A 21,451-nucleotide genomic window follows, 5' to 3' on the forward strand; every position below is an offset into this window, starting at 1 on the left:
TTGACCGTTTCCAGCGGCTTTTTCTTCGCCTTCATGATGTTCGGCAGCGTTACGTAACGCGGCTCGTTCAGGCGCAGATCGGTCGTGACCACGGCGGGCAGCGTCAGCGACAGCGTTTCCGCGCCGCCGTCCACTTCACGCGACACCGTCGCCTTGCCGTCCGCCACGACAAGCTTCGACGCGAACGTCGCCTGCGGCAGATTCGCGAGCGCGGCGAGCATCTGGCCGGTCTGATTGGAGTCGTCGTCGATCGCCTGTTTGCCGAGGATCACCAGTTGCGGCTGCTCCTTGTCGACGAGCGCCTTGAGCAGCTTCGCGACGGCGAGCGGCTGCAGGTCTTCGTTCGATTCGATCAGGATCGCGCGATCCGCGCCGATCGCGAGCGCGGTGCGCAGCGTTTCCTGCGCCTGCGCAACACCGGCCGACACGGCGATCACTTCGGTCGCGACGCCCGCTTCCTTCAGACGCACCGCTTCTTCAACCGCGATTTCGTCGAACGGGTTCATCGACATTTTCACGTTCGCGATATCGACGCCCGTACCGTCCGATTTCACGCGGACCTTCACGTTGTAGTCGACCACTCGCTTGACTGCTACAAGAACTCTCACGACACTCTCCTTCCCACACCGATAGGGCCGAGCCCTACCGCTTTGAATGACACATTACGTCCGTTGATCGATCAGAACTGGTCTTCGCGCAGCGCCAGCGCGCCTTCGCCATCGCGAGCACCGCGAACCGCCGCTTCGAGCGCGATTGCACGAGGCAGCACCTGCGTCGCGTAGCTATGCGCGGTCGCGATCTTCGCGTCATGGAAGGACGGATCTTCGTCGCGCTTGTCAGCCGCCAGCACGAGCGACCGTGCGACTTGCCAACCCGCGAGCACGATACCCGCGAGCATCAGATAGGACACACTGCCGGCGAACACCGCATTCGGATCGCTTTTGACGTTCTCGACCACGTAGCGCACCGCGCTGTACAACGCCTCGCGGCCGGCGGACAGATGACGATGCATCGCCTGAAAAGCCGCGCTCGAACCATACGAGGGGTGCGCTTGCACCGCGGCCAGGGTCGCGTCGATCTGCGCGAGCAGCATCCCGGCCACCTCGCCGTTGTCGCGCATGGTCTTGCGGCCGACGAGGTCGTTGGCCTGGATCGCCGTCGTGCCTTCGTAGATCGGCAGAATGCGCGCATCGCGGTAGTACTGCGCGGCGCCGGTTTCCTCGATGAAGCCCATGCCGCCGTGCACCTGCACGCCGAGACTCGTCACCTCCAGCGACATCTCCGTGCTCCAGCCCTTCACGATCGGCACCAGGTATTCGTAGATCGCCTGATGATTCGCACGCGTCGCGCCGTCCGGATGACGATGCGCGAGATCGCAATGCGACGCCGACACATAGGCCAGAGCGCGTGCGCCTTCGGTCAGCGCGCGCATCGTCGAGAGCATGCGCCGCACGTCGGGATGCTGGATGATCGCGACCGACTGCTTCGCGGAGCCGTCCACGGGACGGCTCTGCACGCGCTCCTTCGCATACGCGACGGCCTGCTGGTACGCGCGATCCGAGATCGCCACGCCCTGTACCCCCACGGCGAAGCGCGCGGCGTTCATCATGATGAACATGTACTCCAGACCGCGGTTCTCCTCGCCGACGAGCTGCCCGATCGCGCCGCCGTGATCGCCGAACTGCAGCACGGCGGTCGGGCTCGCCTTGATGCCGAGCTTGTGTTCGATCGATACGCAGTGAACGTCGTTGCGCTCGCCGAGCGAGCCGTCTTGGTTGACGAGGAACTTCGGCACGACGAACAGCGAAATGCCTCTCACGCCTTCAGGCGCGCCCGGCGTGCGTGCGAGCACCAGATGCACGATGTTTTCCGTCATGTCGTGCTCGCCCCAGGTGATGAAAATCTTCGTGCCGAAGATCCGGTACGAGTGGTCGCCCTGCGGCTCGGCGCGGGTGCGCACGAGCGAGAGGTCGGAGCCGGCTTGCGGCTCGGTCAGATTCATCGTGCCGGTCCAAACACCTGCGATCATCTTCGGCACATAGCGCTGCTTCAGCTCCTCGCTACCCGCCGTCAGCAGCGCTTCGATCGCGCCGTCGGTCAGGAGCGGGCACAGCCCCAGCGACAGGTTGGCGGCGTTGAGCATTTCGATGCAGGGCGTCGACAGCAGCTTGGGCAGATCCTGACCGCCGTATTCAGACGGATGTTGCAAACCCTGCCAGCCGCCTTCGCTGAACTGGCGAAACGCGTCCTTGAAACCGGCCGTGGCGCTCACCACGCCGTCCTTCCAGGTGCTCGGGCTGCGGTCGCCGTCGACGTTCAGCGGCGCGAGCACGCCTTCGTGCAGCCGCGCGGCCTCTTCGAGCACCGCACGAGCGGTGTCGGCGGTTGCGTCCTCGCAGCCGGGCAAGCCCGCCAGTTGGTCGATTCCGGCCAGTTCCGTGAGTGCAAACAACATTTCTTTGAGAGGCGCGACGTAGCTCATTACCATTCTTCCGATCAGATAGTCCGTAGGGAAAGTCACCCGTCTGGCACCGATGCGGCCGGGGTAACGTATGGCTGAATCGTAGCGTCGGACAGGCCCTGCCCGGTTGTCCAAACCGGACGATCTATTGACATCTCTGGCCACGTCGGAGGGAGTAAGCGCCCCGTGGGAACTGCGTCGGCGGGTGTTGCCGACGCATCGATATGACGAGATCAGCCACCCCGGCGATAGGCCGCCGGGGTGCTGCCGGTCCAGTGACGGAACGCTCTGTGGAATGCGGTGGGGTCGCCGAAGCCGACGTCGCCCGCAATGATGGCGATGGGCTCGTGCGTGCCCGTCAGGCGCTGGATCGCGATGTCGCGGCGCAATTCGTCCTTGAGCACCTGGAACGCCGTGCCCTCGGCGGCAAGATGACGGCACAGCGTTCTGACCGAGCAGTGCAGGGCTTCCGCCGCCTCTTCGATGGACGGGACGTCGGGCAGCCGGGACGCAAGATGTTCCCGCACGCGATGACTGAACAGCTGCTCGCTGAACGAAACGAAGATCCAGTCTTCCGGCGCGCGAGCGAGAAACCTGCGCAGGTTCGCCTTGCGCTGACGCACGGGCAGGTCGAAATAGCTACTGCTGAACTGCATCGAGGTCTGATTGCAATCGAACTTCGCCGGTCCGGGAAACAAATAAAGATACTCGAGCGCGTGAGCGGGACGGGGAAAGGCGAACTGCACCTGCAACAACGCAATCCGTTGACCGATCAGCCAGGACGCGATCCCATGCGCGAGCTTCAGCATCAGCTCCTGGCCCAGCATGCCGGGTTGCGCTCCCGTGCTTCCCGGACGCAGCGCCAGGCTCGCGACGAGGTCGCCGCGGCGCGACTCGAAGCGGAAGTCGTCCAGCACGAGATGGAAGAACTGGCCGAACCGGTGCATCGCGGATTCGAGATTCGGCGCATCCAGCAGGCTCAGGCAGAGAAACTTGAGCGCGCCGCTGCGCAGCGGGCGCGAGAAAACGCCGGGCATCTCATCGTCGAGTTCGATCGCGAGCGAGCGGTAGAGCGTGGAGAACTGTTCCTCGGTGACGCGCGCTCCAGGCTGGTCCAGAAGCGCGCGCGGAATGTTCGCGCCCGACAGATGCCGGTCGACGATATCCGGCCGGGTCCCGACGCTGCCGAGGAACCCGTTGACGAGCGAGATCGGTACGGTTGCGCCAGGAGCTTGCATGAGAAGGTTCCGCGAGGCGAAGACGCATCAGCATAGCGCCTCCCGCCGCATCGTGACGAGGGTTCGGCGAATCGCTACGCGAGTGCCGCGTTCGGGGCCCGGTGGTTCCGGTAGCTTGCCGCCTATTGCGCCGATGCGTGCGAGCGCAGATACGGCACGTAGCCGTTCTGAATCTTCAGGATCTTCTCGGCGCACTCGTCATAGTCGTCGCCCTTCGCGTTGTCGGGCCCATACATGCCGCGGCACTGCGCGAACAGCGACAGCGTCGCGCCGCCCGTGCTCCTGTTCGCGCGGGTCGCTGAGAAAGCGGCTTTGCCCGAATCGTCGGGCACGTCGGTATCGATCGCGACCGCGTCTGCGCGGATCACGTGCGTGTCGGAATGCTGCTCGATATAGCGTTTCGTCGCCGCCCACGCGGCATCGCAATTCGCCGGTGTGCAGTCGATCACCGCGTCGCGTTGCGCGGCGCGAAGGTTCGGCTCGCTATGAAGGATCTCCTGCTGGGCGCGTTGCGCCTGCTTTTCCGGGGACGAGCAGGCGGCGAGTGCGCATGCGACGAGTGCGAAGGCAGCGATCTTTTTCATGAGTAGACTTCGGAGGCCATGGTCGAGCGCGATTATAGCGGTGCGGGGAAAGCGATTGCGTATTCACCACTCACATGCTGGGTTGGTAACTTCGGTTGGCGTCATCGCCCCTAGGTGCTCGCCACCAGCAATTCCTCCGCATTGCCCGGCGGTCGCAGCCCATCCGTCCGAGCCGCGAAGTAGCGCTGCGTCAGATCGGCCGCGGACACGTGCCGCGCGTCGTCAAAGCCCGCTTCGCGCGCCATGGCGATCATCTGCTGCGGCATGAAAAAGCTGATGAACGGTGTACCGCTCGCACGCGCGCCCTTCTCTGCCATTTCGAGTCCGGGGCGCACGTCCGGGTCCGCCGTCTCCAGCGGCAACAGGAACGTCATCGCGAACGTCGAGCCGCGCGCTAGCCCGGCCACTTCGCGCAGCGTCGCCGCATTCGCCTCTTTCGTCAGATACATGCTGACGCCGGTCGACACGACGACGGCCGGCCTGCTTTGGTCGAAGCCTTCGGCGACGAGACGCTGCCGCCAGCTATCGCCCGCTTCGAAGTCGACCGACACGAAACGCAGCCAGTCCGGCAGGCCGAAACCAAGCTCGCCGAGCCGCTGACGCTTCCACGTTTGCGGTCCCGGCGGGTCGACCTCGAACACGGTGAGCCGCGACGCAATGTCGGGCCGGCGTTGCGCGAAGCTGTCGAGACCGGCGCCCAGAATCACGTATTGATCCACCCCGCGCCCGGTCTGCTCGACGACCAGATCCTCGATAAAGCGCGCGCGCGCGACGATCGACGCGCGAAACGGCCGCGTGAACCGCGGATCCATATCGCCACGGCTGCGCCAGTCTTCGGCGGGTGCCAGCAACTGCAAGCCGACTTCGTCTTCGAGCACGTGCGGCGGCGCGTCGGCCTGCACGTGCAGCGCACGCCATAACGCGACGCGCGCCGCGGTACTGTCGGGTGCGATGTGTCGTGGATCGCTCATGGTATTTGCTCGCTTGGGTTGATGTGCCAATGCCACCGCGGCTCAATGGAAAAACGGCAGCGCGAGAAACAGTTTGATGACGATCGCGTTGACGATGTCCATGAAAAACGCGCCCGTCAAGGGCACGATCAGGAACGCGAGATGAGAATGGCCGAAGCGGTTCGTGATCGCCTGCATGTTCGCGATCGCGGTCGGCGTGGCGCCAAGTCCGAGGCCGCATTGCGCCGCGCACAACACGACCGCGTCGTAGTTGCGGCCCATCGCGGGGAACGTGATGAATACCGCGTAGAGCGCCATCAGCAGCGTCTGTGCCGCGAGGATCGAGATGATCGGCACCGCGAGCGCGGCAAGCCCCCATAGGTCGAGCCGCATCAGCGCCATCGCGAGAAAGAGCGCGAGCGCGACGTTGCCGACAAGCGCGACCGCGTGCTGGTCGATCCGCACACGCACGAGCGCGAGCACGTTGTTCAGGATCACGCCGATGAACAGCGTGCAGACGAACGTCGGCAATTCGAACGCGGTGTCCGCGATCCAGTCGGCAAACATTTCGCCGCCCGCGAGGCAGATCGAGATCAGCGCGAGCGTCGTGATGATCGCGGCGGGCGTGGTGGCCTGCTGCGCCTTCGGTTCTTCGAAGACCAGCGTTTCGTCCTCTAGCTGTTTGACGCGCAGCAACTCGTCGGCGCTGATCCGCCGCATCAGCAGCCGTGCGATCGGACCGCCGAGCACGCCGCCCATCACGAGGCCGAACGTCGCGCAGCCGATCGCGATCTCGGTCGCCGACTCCAGTCCGTGACGCTCGGTAAAGATCTGGCTCCACGCGGCGCCGGTACCGTGGCCGCCCGACAACGTGACCGAGCCGCCGAGAATCCCAAGCAGCGGATCGACGCCGAGGGCGAACGCGAGCAGCAAGCCGACCACGTTCTGCAGGATCAGCAGCCCGCAGACCAGCGCGAGAAAGCGGATCAACACCGGGCCGCCCGCCTTCAAACTTGATAGATGCGCATTCAGACCGATCGTCGAGAAGAACGCGAGCATCAGCGGCGCCTGCATCGTCGAATCGAACCTGACCTGCACGTGGGTGGTGAGGCGCATGATCAGCACGCAGAACGCGACGATGAGCCCGCCTGCCACCGGCGCCGGAATCGAATAGGTCCTTAGCACGCCGATCCACTGCACGAGCTTTTCGCCGAGCAGCAGCACGAGCGACGTCGCGACCAGCGTGGCATATACGCCAATAGTCATGAATGGCCTCCGAGCGGGAGCGTGACAACGTTTTCTGTTTTCCCGGCGCGACGCCGAGGCGCATCGGAATGCGGCAAGGCTTTGTCGTCATCCGGAGCGCGCGCGACCCTGCGACATCTTAGCCAATCCGTCCAGTCAAAGTATGATTTTTCTTGGGTTTTATCCGGCAAGGTCGGAGCCCATATTGGGTTTCTCAGTACACGGAGTGACCGACAGATTCTCGCACCGACGTGAATTCAAAGTAGTGGGAATAGGAGATGCGTAGCTCTCCAGGATAGCCCGACGAGCGCTGTCTGATTGCGTCGCAAGTATTGATCGGATGCCACCCAACCAGGAGATGTCATGAAACTAATCCTCTACCGCCAGCTTCTCGCGAGCGCGATCACGATCGCCGCGATGTGCGCGGGCTGCAAGCCCGCCGATAAGGCGGGTGGAACAGCCAACGCGGATTCGGCGGCGAGCAGTTCGCCGTCCGCCGCAAGTCAGTGACAAACAGATGACCGCATTGCCGTGCGTGGACGTGGCGGTCCAGTCCACGCACGTCCACCCTGCTTCACCGCTTTGCTATTGCGGCAACGCATAGGCAATCACGTAGTCGCCGAGCTTCGTACCGAATGAGCCGTGACCGCCTGCCGCAATCACCACGAACTGACGTCCGTTGACCGAATAGCTCATCGGCGTTGCCTGCCCGCCGGCGGGCAGACGCGCCTGCCAGAGCTGCCTGCCGTTGTTCACGTCGAAGCCGCGAATGTAGTTGTCGGCCGTCGCGCCGATGAACGCCACGCCGCCCGCCGTGATGATCGGGCCGCCGAGCATCGGCATCCCCATCTTGAACGGCAACGGAATCGGCGAGCTGTCCCGCACCGTTCCGATCCGCTTCTTCCATACGATCTGGTTGGTCTTCAGATCGATCGCCGAAATGAAGCCCCAGGCAGGTTGCTTGCAAGGAAGACCGACCGGCGACATGAACGCATTCAGTGTCACGCCGAACGGAACGCCGTATTGCGGCTGAATTCCGGTCTCCGTCCCCGAACCTTTCGCGCCCGGTACCGGCTGAATCGGATTGCCCGGGCCACGCGGAATCAGCCGCGAAACGAACGGCAGCGCAATCGGATTGGCGACCGCAATCTGGCGATCTGTGTCGACCGCCATGCCGCCCCACTCGAACATGCCGAGATTGCCCGGAAAGACCAGCGTTCCTTGCTCTGATGGAGGTGTGAAGGTGCCTTCATAGCGCAGCTTGTGGAACATGATCCGGCATACCAGCTGGTCGTACATCGTGGCGCCCCACATGTCGGCATCGGTGAGATCCTTCGATGGCCGGAAGGTCAGTCCGGAGAACGGCTGGGTAGGCGAAACATGGTCGCCGGGCGCCGCACCCTGCGGCACCGGACGCTCCGGAGCCGGCACCACCGGCACGCCCGTGCGCCGGTCGAGCACGAACAGGTTGCCGGTTTTGGCCGGCGCATACACGACAGGCACGGTATTGCCCTTGACGTCGGTAATGTCCGCGAGCGTGGGCTGCGATGGCAGGTCCATGTCCCACAGGTCGTGGTGGACCGTCTGATAGAACCACGCGAGCTTGCCCGTCGACGCGTGCAGCGCGAGCAGGCCGCTCGCGAAACGCTCCTGCTCCGCCGTCCGGTTGCCGCCCCAGATGTCCGGCGTGGTCACGCCCATCGGCAGATAGACGATGTCCAGCTTGGGATCGTATGCAGCGGGCGCCCACGAGTTCGGGGACGTGAGCGTGTAGTGACCGCCGGCGGGAGGATTCTGATTCGGGTCCTTCGCGCCCGGGTCGAACACCCACAGCAGTTCGCCGGAACGCACATCGAAGCCGCGGATCACGCCCGACGGCTCGCGCGTCGAATAGTTGTCCTCGACCGCGCCCGCGACGACGATCACGTCGTTCGTGATGACCGGCGGCGAGGTCGGCTCATACATGCCGGGGGTCGTCACCGGCTGGTTGTGCTGGAGATCGAGATCGCCGCCGTTGGCAAAGGTTTTGCACAGCGCCCCTGTCTCCGCGTCGAGCGCATACAGGTGGCCATCGTTGACGGGAAGATAGATGCGGCGCGTGCAGGCCCCGGCGGTCGCGGCAGTCGCAGCGGGCGCAGACGCTGGTTGCTGCTGAGCGGGCGCCGCGGCCGACGCTGCCTGCTGATCCGGCGCCGCGGCCGATGCGCCCGAGGGCTGATCAGCCGTCGGCGCGGGACCGGCCGCGGAAAGATCGACGTAAGCCACACCACGGCAGGTCACGTGCTGGAACGACGGATCGGCCTTCAGTTGCGGATCGAATTTCCATTTCAACTTGCCGGTCCGCGCATCCAACGCCCATAGGATCTGATGCGGTGAGCATAGAAACAAGGTCTCGCCGATCTTGATCGGCGTGACTTCGTCCGTAATCTCGACGGGGTCGTTGGGGCCTTTGCTATCCCCGGTCCGGAAGGTCCACGCGACCTGTAAGTCCTTGACGTTTGCAGGCGTGATTTGAGTCAGCGGGGAATAGCGGGTACCGGCCTGGGTGCGCCCGTAGGCCGGCCAGTCGGCGGCGCTATCACCGGTCTCTGCGGGGGCCGCCGATGCCGCACTGAAGCTCCCGTTGACCGTTTGCGGGTCGTTGAAGTTCGCGTAGATGAGCACGCCCGCCCAGACAGCCAATGCAACCACGAGCGAACCAATGCCGAGCCCGCGTGCGCCCTCCATCCGCCAGCTCACGAGCAGCAGTAGCCACACGCCGAAAATGACCAGCACCCCGGAGCGCGGAGCCAATGCCCAGAAGTCCGTGCCGGACTCCCACAGTGCCCAGACCGCCGTCGCCATCATCACGAGCGCATAGAGAACGAGCGCAGCGGGCTTGCGCCGGTAAAGCAACCACGTCACTACTGCGAGCAGCAGGCCCGTGATCAGGTAGTACCACGACCCGCCCACGGCAATCAGCCATGCTCCGCCGATCACGAGGTAAAGCGAAGTGAGCGCGAGAAACACAAGTGTGATTGCACCGATGACGACTGACCAACCGGGCTGTCTCGACATGATGATCTTCCACCCTAATCAAGAACGACGTGCGCGCGCAGACCGCAAAAGATGGGCCTGGTCTGTCCTGTTGTTCGATGCAGGCGCCTGACTTCTCGCGGGTTATCGCGCGTGCAGCGATGAGATCGAACCTGCCGCGGACATGCAACCGATACCTCGCTATCCGACCTGTTGGCCCAGGTGGTCGAGAGCGTAGCGTCGGCAATGCTCAAGATATGCCGCTTCGTTGGCGACGGTCAATTGAATCATGCTGCGCCACAGCGATGATCGGTGAGCTTCCAGCCCGTTCGCTCCAACGCGATAGGCACGAACCGTCGACCGCGTAAATCCGGTCTTCCTCCACACGGATGCGCGGAAAATGCTTCCGCAGCGCGGACGCATAGACCCAGTGCGTGGTGGCGCGCTTGCCGTCCAGAAGGCCCGCTTCGGCCAGCACGAAGGCGCCCGTGCAAATAGCGGCGACGCGCCGGGCCGTCGCCGCGCTGTGACGTGCGTAGGCGAGCAGCCCATAGGACAGCCGCGCCGCGCCCGGATCGCCGCCCGTGAAAAGGACCGTGTCGAACGTTCGCTCTTCGAAGGGTTCGGTCATCACCGTGGGACCACCGATCGGTCTGACCGGCGCGCCATGTTCCGACAGCGTGAGTACTTCGTAGAACGATTCACCGAATTTCTGATTGGCAAACGAAAACACCGGCTGCGCGGCGAGCGACATGGCGTGAAACCCATCGAACACGACGAACGCGACTGACGGCACGGCGATTCCTTTGAGTGGTGTCTTGAAACCATAGTTTCTACGTCCTTTGCGATCTCGGCGGCCGCCCATATAAATGCGCTATGGATGCGCGGATTTGATTGAACGCGAATAAGCGGCCCTCGACGATCCTTCCGCACCAGCGGTCGACCGACTCTTTCAGTTCCCATTCTAGTCACCGTTTCCTTATCGCAGGTCAGGAGAACTCCTCATGAAAGTCCTCAAATCCCTACTCGTCACCGCGCTGATGGCGGCTCCCGCCATCGCGAACTTGCCGGCGACCGCGCTTGCGGCCGAAGCGCCCGCGACGTCGGCTGCGTCGACGGACGACACGGCGATCCGACCGTTCACGGCGCACTTTTCCGACGCGCAGCTAGCCGACCTGAAGAAACGCATCGCGCAGACGCGCTGGCCGCAACCGGAGACGGTGACGGATCGGTCGCAAGACGCGCAGCTCGCGAAGCTGCAGGCGCTCGTGCAGTATTGGGGCACCGACTACGACTGGCGCAACGCTGAAGCGAAGCTCAACGCGCTGCCGCAGTACGTGACCACGATCGACGGCGTCGATATTCACTTCATCTGGGTACGCTCGAAAAATCCCGGTGCGTTGCCGCTCATCATGACGCATGGCTGGCCCGGCTCGGTCTTCGAAGAGCTCAAGGTGATCGGACCGTTGACTGACCCGGTAGCGTACGGAGGACAGGCGCAGGATTCGTTCGATCTGGTTCCGCAATCGATCCCCGGATATGGGTTTTCGGGCAAGCCGGCAACGGCCGACTGGACGCCTGATCACATCGCGCGAGCGTGGGAAGAACTGATGCGGCGGTTGGGCTATCAGCACTACGTCGCGCAGGGCGGAGACTGGGGCTCGGTGATCGCCGACAAGATGGCCGCGCAAAAGCCGCCGGGCTTGCTCGGCATTCACGTCAACATGCCAACGACTGTCCCGCCCGAAATCGCAAAACGGCTGAAGGCAGGCGATCCGCCGCCGCGCGGACTTTCCGACAAGGAGAAAATCGCCTAAGTGTCCCTCAGGCGGGCTACTGCGATAGTCCGATCCGCTGCTGCTCCTGGGAGATGAAATCGGCGGCAATGCGGTTGTACGCGGCAGGCCGAACGTCATGGATATCGCCGGACTGAAGCAAGTCACCAACATAGACCTTGCCCTTGTATTCGACGTAGGTCACGCTGTTACCACCCGGCGCGAGATAGCGGTAACGGCCACCATCGAGCTGTACAGAAGCCTCATCGATGCTCCGCGTCAATTTGCAGTGTGCGGTCCACTGCCAGCAGCCTCACTGGATCGGCCTTCTTCCACTGTGATTTCGGCACGAGCACGGACCATTCGGTGTTGGCCGTATCGAGGAAGAACGCCGCCACGCCCACGTAGTTCACTGCGTCGCCGATCGGCTCCGAGATCTTCAATGTCTGCCCCGGCCCCAGCGTCACGTCCCGGCTCCAGAGCGTCGCGGCCTTCAGCGCCTCGTTGCCCGCGAGCAGTTGCGCGTAGGTCGCTGTTACGAAAGGCTTGTCGTCCTTCAACTGGTAGATGCGCAGCACAACCGGAAGCGACGCGCCACGCACATCCTCGTTCAGTGCGCCGCGTGCCGTCACCACGAGGTTCATCTGTTTGACTTTCGTCTCGAACACCGCGCGTGTGACATCCACGGTGCCGTCCTTCACCGACTGCCAGGTCCCGCATGCCGAGACGGCCAGCGCGAGGCCCACGCCGAGCGCACCCCGCAAAATCCAGACACTCATCACAAAGGTGCTCCCTCGAAGTCGATGCGAGGATAGACGGTCTCCTTGCCACCGATGCTCAGTACCAGTTGCATGGAAACATGAAGGCTCGCGTAGCGCCCCAGAAAGTGATTGAGCACTTCGCCGAATAGCCCAGCATCGCCCGGCCCGTCGAACGCGGTCGGATCGAGTTCGACATATGCGCACGCAATACGTTGTACGTATGCCCGCTCCACCTTCTGCTTCTCGGAGAAACGTACCTCCCTGATCGCGTCGATACGACGCGAGACCCCGTCGTCTGGCGTCCAGTCGTAGAGTTCCAGCGTCTCGCGCAGCGCCGGTGCGCCCTCCATATGGATCCGGTTCAGTTCGTTCGCGCCACCCGCCGTAAAGTGCCCCAATACGCGCCAGTCGTAGCCCGGGTAATAGCGCGGCGGATAGAGCGGCATGGACGGTGCCGTGAGGTTGCGCACCGATGCAATCCCGGTGAAGTCCGATACGGTCACCTCGGGCATCCCGTCGTCGAGCTTCATGCGTAGCCGCGCCGAGAGAAATGCAAAGGCTTCGTTCACCGCGCGCACAGCCCCCTCAGGTTCGCCGTTGAGCATCCCCATGCGACGCGCGGCGTCAGGCTGCGCCTGCGCAAACTCGCGGCCTGCCTCGCGCAGGTAGCGCATCTCTTCGTCGTAGTACTTGAGGAACGGATTCTCGTGCTCAGTCGGGTTTTTCTTCCAGGGTGCGGTCATGGTTGCAATTCCGGTGGCAGGGGAGGAAGCATCGGTGCGGCACCAGCCTTGCCGACAACAAAAATCCTTTCGGGCATCTGGAAGCCGCGCAGCTTCAGCAGTTCGAGCGGACCGGCTCCGACCTGGGTGCGCAGCACGTAGCGCAACGGGTCGCCATTTGCGTCGTTCCACGTGAGCTGGTAGCGGGTACTGTCCAGCTGCTTCACATCGGCTTTTGCGAGCAGGCGCAGGAATGCCCAGTCGCCCGTCGAATCGAACGCCTGCCTCAGGCCCGCATTGAGTGTCTGCCACGTCAGACCCGCATGCCCGTTCAGGCCATCGCCGGGCCAGGCGAGCGGCGTCCAGCTTTCCTGCTGGTTAAAGTAGACGATCTGCTTGCCGTCCACCGACAGTTCCGAGCGCGTCACGTCTGGCGTCGGCAAGGCCATCATCTCGAAGCGCTCGTTGGCATCGCCCTTTATGTAGAGTTGCGCGCCGACCGTCGAGAGCTGGCGCAGGCCTGCAAGGAACTTCGGATCGAACTGGAGTGCCTGTGGTGCCAGTTCGTTCGGTGTCCAGTGATCGCCTTCGAGCTTGAGTACGCCCGCGAGTTGCGTCGAGATGAAACGGGCGACCAGGCCAGTGTCGGGACGGACGAAGCGCCCGAGTTCCGCGAAAGACGCATCAGCCTGCGTGTCGAAAAACGGATAGCGTCCGCTCATCGTCGCGTTGAATGGTGCGGCCATCAGCGCGAGCAGCGGACCGAATGATTTGTCCAGCGGACTGACGGTCGGTGTCTGTGCGTCGTCGTTGCCGATCAGGCTTTGTGCCTTGCGGACCAGCGTATCGGTCAGCGCCTGCGAGGGTCGTCCCGCCTGCGCCTGATACTGCACCGACCTCATCAGCGCGATCAGCGGCGAGGTCTGCGCATCGGCGAGACGGGTGAGCTGGTCGATCGCACCGTTCAGGTTCTTCGCTGGCTGCCACTGGAGGCTGTTGAGCATGGTCTGCCAGGCCGCCGTGTATTCCGCAAAGTAGCGCGCGGTCAGGCGCTGCTTCAGTTGCTCCGCCGCGCGCTTTTCGTCGATCGCGGCACCGGTGCGGACCGCACCCTGTGCGAGCGTATTGCCGATGGTCTGCGATGGCTGCGCGCCGGTCAGCACCCAGTCGCCGCTGACGCGCCGCTCGCGCGCGGTCCGGTCAATCGCGTCCGCGATCATGCCGTCCCATGCGGCCCGCGTGTAGATACCTGGCACCGTCTGGGACGTATTGAATAGCCCCTGCGCGTCCGCACCGTTGAGCAGCGTCTGGAGCGATGCATCCGCGTATTTGCCTCTGCCCCTTGTTGAACCACGCCTCGACATAGAGCGTGTCACCTGCGCCAAGCGGGCCGCCCGGCACCCGGGGAAACCACTTCTCATCCATGCCCGCTGGCTGCGGATAGAACTCCTGCGGGCCGGAAATGACGAAATAGCTGTGCCCCCAATAGTCGCCCGTGGTCGGCTGGGCCGGTTTTTTCACCCCGATCTGTACCTTGTCGAACCAGGTCGTGAAATCGCCGTCCGCCATGAAGACTTCGAAGTGCAGATGCGCCACGCCCTGATGCTGGCCGACGTAGCCAAGCATGTCCTTGCGGTACACCTTCTTCGTGCCGCCCGTCTGGACCACCCCATCCTTGCCCCCTGCCGTATCGAGCAGCCATCTGGGCAACGCATTCGCCGAGCCGGTCTCTGGCGGATCGTTAGGCTGGGGGACGATGTGCTCCTGGCTGGTCATGTCCAGCAGGTGCATGGAGAGCGAGTAATACGTGATCGTGCGTCCGTCGCCCGTGTCGGTCTTGTGCCGGAGCAGGACGAAGCCCGTGTTCGAATTCAGTACCGGCTGCCCGGTTTGCGGGTCCACCGTGCCATCCGAGATGGCGTTCTTGGAGACCCGGTACGCAACAACATCCCCATCAGCGATCGCGCGGACAGGTTCCGTCTGCTCACCTGGGTTCAGATGGATGCCGCAATGAGAACGCCGGTCGAAGGTGACCGGCCAGGCCCCGTGATGGCCGATCTCGAACTGGTCGATGAGGTCCATCATGGGGTCCGGTTTCGACGCGTCGCTGGCCGTCAGACCCGACGCGGGAAGGAATGGAGGGCTGATGATCATGGCTTCAATGGGATGACGAATACGGATCGGAAATCTGCAGGCTGCCTTTCGGCAGGGACGGCAACTGGGTCGGCACATTGTTGGGGCCAACGAAGGTGAACGAGGCCGCCTTGATGGTGAACGCGCCGGGACAGTGGAACGTCATGTTGCCGCCCTGGATCTCAAGCGACGCTCCGCCGCTGTTGAGCGCGATCTTCGTTTTCGCCGAGACCTGCACGTCCGCACTTTCGCTGGCCATGCGTACCTGCTGCTTCGCGAGCAGGTCCATGCCGTCAGTGAGCGCTGAGGCCGTGAACTTGCCCTTTGCTGCAGTCAGGTTGATGCCGAGCTTGTGCGCGCACAGCGAGATCATGCCGCCCACCGCCATGCGCAGGCGCCTAACGACGCTCACGTCCATGTCCTGGCCTGCCGTGACAATCGCGTTCTGCCCCGCCGAGTGCTGCATTGATTTCGGCGTCACGAACGCCATGCCGCCGGGGGCGCTCGCGAGCAGCCCTGCGTCGCGAAGCTGGTTCAGCCCGTCGAGCAGCGCCGACTGCGTGGCGCGGTCGGCCGGATCAGCACCGGCCTGCGTGGTCGCCGTTGCCAGATCCGTCACGCGCTGCAGGGCCGCCTTGAGCTGCGCGACAGCGGCGGGCATGTCCAGGTGCGGGGTATCCGGCCCGGCTGCCGCGTCCGCCGAGAGGAACAGGCCCTTCGCCGCGCGTGCCGTGCCCCACGATTTAGTGGTGGCCTCAAACCCCTCTCCGCGAGCGAGCTTCTTGCTGTTGAGCAGATAGCCCTGATTGAACGCCGTCTGGCTGTAGACCGTCGCTATGCGGGCGCTCTCCTTTCCTTGCAGATCGTTGAACACCACCTCCGCACCGAGCAGCGGCGAGCGCCAGATGGCATAGCTAAACAGCGACTGGTCTCCGCGCACCACGTCCGGATGGGCGTAGTCGTGCATGGCCCCCGCTATGTAGATGCGGTCCACGTCGCGATTTTCGGCGTCGAGCAGGACCTCGGTCCCCGGCAGCAGGGGCGAGTGGAAGCCGCCCTGGTAGGACGATGACGGACGCAGCAGGCGCAGCCTCAGCAGCTTGTTGCCGGTGTTGCCCGAGCCCTGCAGGAACTTCGGCAGCACGCTATAACGCCCGTGGTCGTCCATGTCGCCGTAGGGGGCGGAGTCGCTCGTCGTGACCACGCCCACAGCGGGACCAGGCAGAAAACGCCAGTCCCGCTCAAAGTCAAACCTCGGCCGGTAGGTCAGGTTCGCCGGCATCGCCTTGAAGCGTGTATAGGCCGGCTTGGTGCGGCTGCCCTTCATCTTGAACGAAGTGATCACGAAGCCGTATTCGGCGCTCGGCATCTTCGCATTGGTGAGCTTCATTACCACGCCCGCCGCGATGCCCTTGGCGTCGGTCCCGCCCGCCAGCGTCGCCTGACGCGCGATCTGCTCCTCGCGCCGCGTCTGCGCGAATGCTTCGCCCTGCGCTGGCGTCAGATGGCCTTCGACGCTGCGACTGATCTGCCCGAACGACGAGCGGTCATCCGTCTCGCTGGAGACATTCGCCGTGGCGCGAAGGGGATCGTCCGGCGTGCAGTAGTTGCGCTCCCACAGTTCGATGGTGGCCGGCACCAGCGCGCGCTGCTCATGCACGGCCTGCGCCGCTTCGTGCCAGCTCGCGTGCAGGCCCGAGGCATCCAGCAGCGGCACGTCGACCGAGCGGATATAGGCGCGCGGATTGTTGGCGAACACGATGGTGTCGAGCTTGCCATCCTTGCCGCGTCCCTGCTTGTAGAACCAGAAAACGCCGAGGCGGCGGCAATGGCGGACGACGAAACTCCAGAGCGACTCCTCCAGCATCACCACCTGCTCCATCTTCTCCTGCAGCCCTTCGATCTGGAATTCGACATCGAAGGCATCGAAATTCTTGCGGTCGACCAGCGCCTGGGTGATCAGCTCCTGCAAAGTCACATCTTTAAATGTGTCGCTTTTGATGATGCGTTTGCAGAGGGCCACAAAGCGCGGCTCGATGCGCATCTGGTAAGCCGACTCGTCGCGGCTCGTGCGGATGCGCTTCCAGCTCGTCACCACGCCGTTGAAGGTGGCGGCGTCGTGACTGACGGGCTGCACGTAGCTCACCGAGGGCACCGCCGCCTGCTCGTCGATCTGCAGGCCCGCGCGACGGCCCACATACTGCTTGCCGTCGATCTCCAGCCGTGGCGACGTAACCGTGACGTCGACGCGGTAGTCCTTGCAGAAGCCACCGCTGGCCTTGAAATCGAGCACGTCGAGGTCATGGGGCTGGGAGCCGATCCAGATCCTGAGGTGCTGGGTCAGGCGCGCGCTCGGATGGCTGAGCGCGGCGGTAAAATTTTTCGTGACAGCATTCATCCACACATCCCTGTATGGTTAAAGAAACGAGGCACAACTGTTGCGTCAGCTACCTTCAACCGAAAAAATCTAGGGCGGTACCCGCTGCCCGTCAATCACTCCACTCACCCTGTGCGAAATTGCCAACGATTTTGTGAATGATCGTTAAATCGGAATCCTTTGCTTTTTCGAGATGGAAATGCGTGATAAACGGGTGCAGCAACACCTAATGGCGAACGACGCATGCGAGTCGATCGCGCGCGGGAAACGGTCGGCCCTGCTGCTCGTGATAGCGCAGTGTGGTAGAGAGAAGCGTGGCGTCGCCGCGAGCGCGCGCCTCCAGAAGATCGGCGATGCGCTCAATCATGGCCAGCATCTCCTCCCGCGTTTCGTTCGGGTCGGGTCGGGAGGCACATGATTTATCTGATGGACGCGCGTGACAACATATGCAGACACAATATGCAAAACGAATAAACGTCTGCTTCTCGCCGTGCAATTGAAAAAGGCGGCATCAAGCCGCCTTCATTGGATTGCTGACAGAGCCAGTTAGTGCTTCGTCGTGGTCGTGCCAGGAGTCGCAAGTCTGTCCTGAACGCTTTGCGCCGCATCGGCCAGCAGGTCCGCCGCATCGCGGGGAGTAAGACGACGGTCCGGAATACCCTTGGCGTCGAGCGCCAGAGCCGTGAACAGTTCATGATCGCAATTGTTCATGCGCCTGTAGTCCTCGCCGATATGGTTCATGACCTCAAGCAGATTCCGCTGGTCGTGTCTTTCCCATGTGCCACAAAGGCTGCCGCAACCAGTCTTTGACTCGCGCCGCCATATTTTAGTCAAAATCCCTCAACTGTTTTTTTAGTCATTGGAATCGCTCTCCCTTGCAACACGGGCCTGAGAGGGGATAGAAAAGTCCGTAACAAAAGTCCGTAACTTTAGGAATTTGAAGGAAGTCTGCTACGCTGCTCGCCTCACCACCCTCGCATTGAAACGATGGAAAGCCCTTTCAACGATCGCGGCGTGTCGGTCACGCGCAACGCCCTCTCATCCGCAGGTCAGGTCTTCCCGCTGCGCGATATCGTCGACGTGCAGGTCGTGACCGTGCAGAAGAACAAGGTCGTGCCGCTCGTGATCTCGGTGGCCGGGCTGCTCGGCGCAATCGTCGGGGGCGTGCTGCACTCCGCGTCGGGACTCGTATGCGGGGTGATGCTGATCGTGGTCGGTTGGCTTACCTGGGTGACCCAGGACATCACGCATCGGCTGATGGTCAAGACGGCCGACGGCGAGCGCGAAGCGCTGATGAGTACGGATCGCGAGTTCGTCGAACGCGTCGGCGAGGCAGTGCATCGGGCGAAGGCCGCGGCTGCCGCGCCGAAGGCCTGACGCGGGGCGACGATCGAACATGACGAAGCCGTGCGCGACGGATCAGCACCAGCCTCGCACGGCTTTCGATCTGCTTGCCCGCAAGCAACGACTACGTTGCCGTCATCTCGCGCTCAGTCGAGACTGAGCGGACTCACGCGCCAGATATTGCGCGCATACTCGCCGATCGTTCGATCCGACGAGAACTGCCCCATCCCCGCGACGTTCTCGATCGCGCTTTCGGCCCACGCGTGCTTGTCGACGAAACGCGCATCCACTTCGTTCTGCGCCTTCGCGAACGCGTCGAAATCGGCGAGCACCATATAGTGATCGCCCCAGTCGACCAGCGTGTGAAAGATATCCGAGAAGCGCAGCGGATCGTCCGGCGAAAAGTAGCCCGTGCGAATCTGATCGAGCGCGGTGCGCAGTGCTTCGTTTTCCTCGTAAATCCGCCGCGGCCGATAGCCGCTTGCGCGCAGGTCGTCCACCTCGTCGGCGGAGTGACCGAAGATGAAGATGTTCTCGCGCCCCACCGCGTCGCAGATCTCGATGTTCGCGCCGTCCATCGTGCCGATCGTCAATGCGCCATTGAGCGCGAGCTTCATGTTGCCGGTGCCCGACGCCTCGGTGCCGGCCATCGAGATCTGCTCCGACAGATCGGCCGCCGGAATGATCAGCTCGGCCACGCTGACGCCGTAGTTCGGCACGAACACGACCTTCAGCCTGTCGCCGATCAGCGGATCATGATTGACCTTCTCGCTGACGTCACCGATCAGCTTGATGATCGTCTTGGCCATCCGGTACGCGGACGCGGCTTTGCCCGCGAACAGCACGACGCGCGGCACCCAGTCGCGCTCCGGATTCGCGCGAATCTCGTTGTAGCGTACGATCACGTGCAGCAAGTTCAGCAACTGGCGCTTGTATTCGTGAATGCGCTTGACCTGCAGATCGAACAGCGCGTCCGGATCGAAGTGCTGCTTCGTGTGATGCGCGAGCCGGTGCACGAGCCGCAGCTTGCTCTGTCGTTTGGCCTCGCGGAACGCTTCGACGAACTCGTCGTCCTTGCGCAGATTACGCAGCTGCTCGAGCTCGAACAGATTGCTGCGCCAGTGTGTGCCGATGCGCGCGTCGATCAGCGACGACAGCGACGGACTCGCCTGCGCGAGCCAGCGGCGCGGCGTGATGCCGTTGGTCACGTTGGTGAAGCGGTCCGGATAGATGCGCGCGAAGTCGGCGAAGATGTCGCGCGTCATCAGTTGCGAATGCAGCTTCGACACGCCGTTCACCTTGTGACTCGCGACGATCGCCAGATACGCCATGCGCACGCGCCGCTGCCCATATTCATCGACGAGCGAAATGCGGCGGATCATCTCGGCGTCGTGGCCCGAGTGCTCGCTGACGTGCTTCAGAAACTGCGCGTTGATTTCGAAGATGATCTCGAGATGCCGCGGCAGCAGGCGTGACAACATTTCGACATCCCATGTTTCGAGCGCCTCGGGCATCAGCGTGTGATTCGTGTACGAGAAGATCTGCGTCAAGTGTTTCCACGCCTTGTCCCACGGCACATGATGCTCGTCGACGAGCAGGCGCATCAGCTCGGGAATCGCGAGCACCGGGTGCGTGTCGTTCAGATGCACAGCGACCTTCTCCGAGAAGCGTCCGAACGTGCTGTGCGTGCGCTGATAGCGGCGGATCAGATCCTGCATCGTCGCCGACACGAAGAAGTACTCCTGGCGCAGCCGCAACTCGCGGCCGGCCGGCGTCGAATCGTCCGGATAGAGCAGCCGCGACACGTTCTCCGACATGTTCTTGGTGTCGACCGCGTTGCGGTAGTCGCCACGGTTGAATGCGCCGAGGTCGAGTTCCTCGGTCGCGCGCGCGGACCATAGGCGCAGCGTGTTGGTCGCGTCGGTCGCGTAGCCGGGGATCACGGTGTCGTAGGCGGTCGCATTCACATGCTCGGTGTCGATCCATTCGGTCTTGTCGCCACGCTGCACGGTGCGGCCGCCGAAGTGCACCATGTACTTGATTTCGGGTCGCGGAAATTCCCATGGATTGCCGGCGCGCAGCCAATAGTCGGGCGCCTCGACCTGCTCGCCGTTGACGATTTCCTGACGGAACATGCCGTACTGGTAACGGATGCCGTAGCCGAAGCCCGGAATGCCGAGCGTCGCCATCGAGTCGAGAAAGCACGCCGCGAGCCGTCCGAGACCGCCGTTGCCGAGCGCTGCGTCGGGTTCGAGATCGATCAGCGCGTCCATGTCGACGCCGAGGCTCGCGAGCGCCTCCTTCATCTGATCGTGAATGCCGAGCGCGAGTAGCGCGTTGGTAAAGGTCCTGCCGATCAGAAACTCCATCGACAGGTAGTAGACCCGCTTCACGTCCTGCTCGTATTGCAGGCGGGTGGTCTTCATCCAGCGGGCGACGAGCCGGTCGCGCACGGCCAGCGCGGCCGCGTGCAGCCAGTCGTGCGGGTGAGCGGTGACGGCGTCCTTGCCGACGCCGTACATCATGCGATTCGAAATTGAGCGCCGTAGCGCGTCGACGGTACTGTTGAGCTGGTCGAATTCCAGATCGACGGCTGTCATCGAAGCCTCCGGGAAGGTCGACATGGCAAACGCGAACCGCACGGGAGACGGACGGGAGGCGCGTGCCTGTCGGAGCGGTTTAAAAAAACAGAGTAGGACATTTTAGGGATCGCGCACACTGGCGCGCGAGAGGACGGTAATGCATACGGCGTGCCCGGCAAGCTCGCCCGCTGCCGCGCGACCGAGCCGCGGCGGGCGCCCGGACGCGGTGCAAAGCTGCGTGGCAGCGGCACTCTGGGTGGGCAT

The 21,451-nt window shown here is 63.4% G+C and carries 19 protein-coding genes and 1 pseudogene; 3 read left to right on the top strand and 17 right to left on the bottom strand.

Annotated features, from left to right (window positions below; genetic code table 11):
* The 6 genes from HDG37_RS29005 to gltS all read right to left on the bottom strand — a co-directional run.
* Nucleotides 1-608: electron transfer flavoprotein subunit beta/FixA family protein (locus tag HDG37_RS29005; RefSeq protein WP_184053576.1), on the bottom strand; the 608-nt coding region annotated here is incomplete at its 3' end.
* Between the two features lie 71 nt (nucleotides 609-679).
* Nucleotides 680-2,482, bottom strand: coding sequence for an acyl-CoA dehydrogenase (locus tag HDG37_RS29010; protein WP_184053579.1), 1,803 nt, complete (start codon nucleotides 2,480-2,482; stop codon nucleotides 680-682).
* A gap of 212 nt (nucleotides 2,483-2,694) precedes the next feature.
* Nucleotides 2,695-3,699 carry an AraC family transcriptional regulator gene (locus HDG37_RS29015; RefSeq protein WP_184053582.1) on the bottom strand — a complete coding sequence of 335 codons (1,005 nt, stop codon included), beginning with the start codon at nucleotides 3,697-3,699 and terminating at the stop codon, nucleotides 2,695-2,697.
* A 122-nt stretch (nucleotides 3,700-3,821) separates the two neighbouring features.
* Nucleotides 3,822-4,283, bottom strand: coding sequence for a hypothetical protein (locus HDG37_RS29020; RefSeq protein WP_184053585.1), 462 nt, complete (start codon nucleotides 4,281-4,283; stop codon nucleotides 3,822-3,824).
* Nucleotides 4,284-4,393: 110 nt separating this feature from the next.
* Nucleotides 4,394-5,254, bottom strand: a complete 861-nt coding sequence (locus tag HDG37_RS29025) for a class I SAM-dependent methyltransferase (RefSeq protein ID WP_184053589.1) — start codon at nucleotides 5,252-5,254, stop codon at nucleotides 4,394-4,396.
* 42 nt (nucleotides 5,255-5,296) lie between these two features.
* Nucleotides 5,297-6,499 carry a sodium/glutamate symporter gene (gene gltS, locus HDG37_RS29030; RefSeq protein ID WP_184053592.1) on the bottom strand — a complete coding sequence of 401 codons (1,203 nt, stop codon included), beginning with the start codon at nucleotides 6,497-6,499 and terminating at the stop codon, nucleotides 5,297-5,299.
* Between the two features lie 342 nt (nucleotides 6,500-6,841).
* On the opposite strand from gltS, the gene HDG37_RS29035 reads away from it, so the two are divergent.
* Nucleotides 6,842-6,988, top strand: a complete 147-nt coding sequence (locus tag HDG37_RS29035; protein ID WP_184053595.1) for a hypothetical protein — start codon at nucleotides 6,842-6,844, stop codon at nucleotides 6,986-6,988.
* 75 nt (nucleotides 6,989-7,063) lie between these two features.
* On the opposite strand, the gene HDG37_RS29040 is transcribed toward HDG37_RS29035, so the two are convergent.
* Both HDG37_RS29040 and HDG37_RS29045 read right to left on the bottom strand, forming a co-directional pair.
* Nucleotides 7,064-9,535 carry a glucose/quinate/shikimate family membrane-bound PQQ-dependent dehydrogenase gene (locus tag HDG37_RS29040; protein WP_184053598.1) on the bottom strand — a complete coding sequence of 824 codons (2,472 nt, stop codon included), beginning with the start codon at nucleotides 9,533-9,535 and terminating at the stop codon, nucleotides 7,064-7,066.
* 208 nt (nucleotides 9,536-9,743) lie between these two features.
* Nucleotides 9,744-10,358, bottom strand: coding sequence for a DJ-1/PfpI family protein (locus HDG37_RS29045; protein ID WP_260335111.1), 615 nt, complete (start codon nucleotides 10,356-10,358; stop codon nucleotides 9,744-9,746).
* A gap of 139 nt (nucleotides 10,359-10,497) precedes the next feature.
* Here HDG37_RS29045 and HDG37_RS29050 point away from each other — a divergent pair.
* Nucleotides 10,498-11,307, top strand: a pseudogene (locus HDG37_RS29050) (epoxide hydrolase family protein); the annotation flags it as partial.
* Nucleotides 11,308-11,326: 19 nt separating this feature from the next.
* Here the strand turns inward: HDG37_RS29050 and HDG37_RS29055 are convergent.
* The 8 genes from HDG37_RS29055 to HDG37_RS29090 form a co-directional block, all read right to left on the bottom strand.
* A complete protein-coding gene (locus tag HDG37_RS29055) occupies nucleotides 11,327-11,551 on the bottom strand; it encodes a hypothetical protein (protein WP_184053601.1) in 225 nt (74 codons plus the stop codon).
* Nucleotides 11,532-12,047: a type VI secretion system lipoprotein TssJ gene (gene tssJ, locus HDG37_RS29060; protein ID WP_184053604.1), complete on the bottom strand. Its 516-nt coding sequence runs from the start codon at nucleotides 12,045-12,047 to the stop codon at nucleotides 11,532-11,534. The genes HDG37_RS29055 and tssJ overlap by 20 nt, the downstream gene beginning before the upstream one ends.
* Nucleotides 12,047-12,772 (bottom strand): type VI secretion system baseplate subunit TssF, encoded by a 726-nt coding sequence (locus tag HDG37_RS29065; protein ID WP_184053607.1) that lies wholly within the window; start codon nucleotides 12,770-12,772, stop codon nucleotides 12,047-12,049. The genes tssJ and HDG37_RS29065 overlap by 1 nt, the downstream gene beginning before the upstream one ends.
* On the bottom strand, nucleotides 12,769-14,055 hold the full coding sequence (locus tag HDG37_RS29070; RefSeq protein WP_260335123.1) for an ImcF-related family protein: 1,287 nt from the start codon (nucleotides 14,053-14,055) through the stop codon (nucleotides 12,769-12,771). Before HDG37_RS29070 ends, HDG37_RS29065 begins: the two co-directional genes overlap by 4 nt.
* Nucleotides 13,952-14,905, bottom strand: a complete 954-nt coding sequence (locus tag HDG37_RS29075; RefSeq protein WP_260335112.1) for a hypothetical protein — start codon at nucleotides 14,903-14,905, stop codon at nucleotides 13,952-13,954. Before HDG37_RS29075 ends, HDG37_RS29070 begins: the two co-directional genes overlap by 104 nt.
* Nucleotides 14,906-14,909: 4 nt before the next feature.
* On the bottom strand, nucleotides 14,910-17,282 hold the full coding sequence (locus HDG37_RS29080; RefSeq protein WP_184053610.1) for a type VI secretion system tip protein VgrG: 2,373 nt from the start codon (nucleotides 17,280-17,282) through the stop codon (nucleotides 14,910-14,912).
* A gap of 205 nt (nucleotides 17,283-17,487) precedes the next feature.
* On the bottom strand, nucleotides 17,488-17,628 hold the full coding sequence (locus HDG37_RS29085) for a hypothetical protein (RefSeq protein ID WP_184053613.1): 141 nt from the start codon (nucleotides 17,626-17,628) through the stop codon (nucleotides 17,488-17,490).
* 179 nt (nucleotides 17,629-17,807) lie between these two features.
* A complete protein-coding gene (locus tag HDG37_RS29090; RefSeq protein WP_184053615.1) occupies nucleotides 17,808-18,002 on the bottom strand; it encodes a hypothetical protein in 195 nt (64 codons plus the stop codon).
* A 246-nt stretch (nucleotides 18,003-18,248) separates the two neighbouring features.
* Here HDG37_RS29090 and HDG37_RS29095 point away from each other — a divergent pair, with 246 nt between their 5' ends.
* Nucleotides 18,249-18,638 carry a DUF6232 family protein gene (locus HDG37_RS29095; RefSeq protein WP_184053618.1) on the top strand — a complete coding sequence of 130 codons (390 nt, stop codon included), beginning with the start codon at nucleotides 18,249-18,251 and terminating at the stop codon, nucleotides 18,636-18,638.
* A 113-nt stretch (nucleotides 18,639-18,751) separates the two neighbouring features.
* Here HDG37_RS29095 and HDG37_RS29100 read toward each other — a convergent pair whose 3' ends face one another.
* Nucleotides 18,752-21,205, bottom strand: coding sequence for a glycogen/starch/alpha-glucan phosphorylase (locus HDG37_RS29100; protein ID WP_184053622.1), 2,454 nt, complete (start codon nucleotides 21,203-21,205; stop codon nucleotides 18,752-18,754).
* Between the last annotated feature and the right edge of the window lie 246 nt (nucleotides 21,206-21,451).

Source organism: Paraburkholderia sp. MM5384-R2, assembly GCF_014201025.1.
GTDB lineage: Bacteria > Pseudomonadota > Gammaproteobacteria > Burkholderiales > Burkholderiaceae > Paraburkholderia > Paraburkholderia tuberum.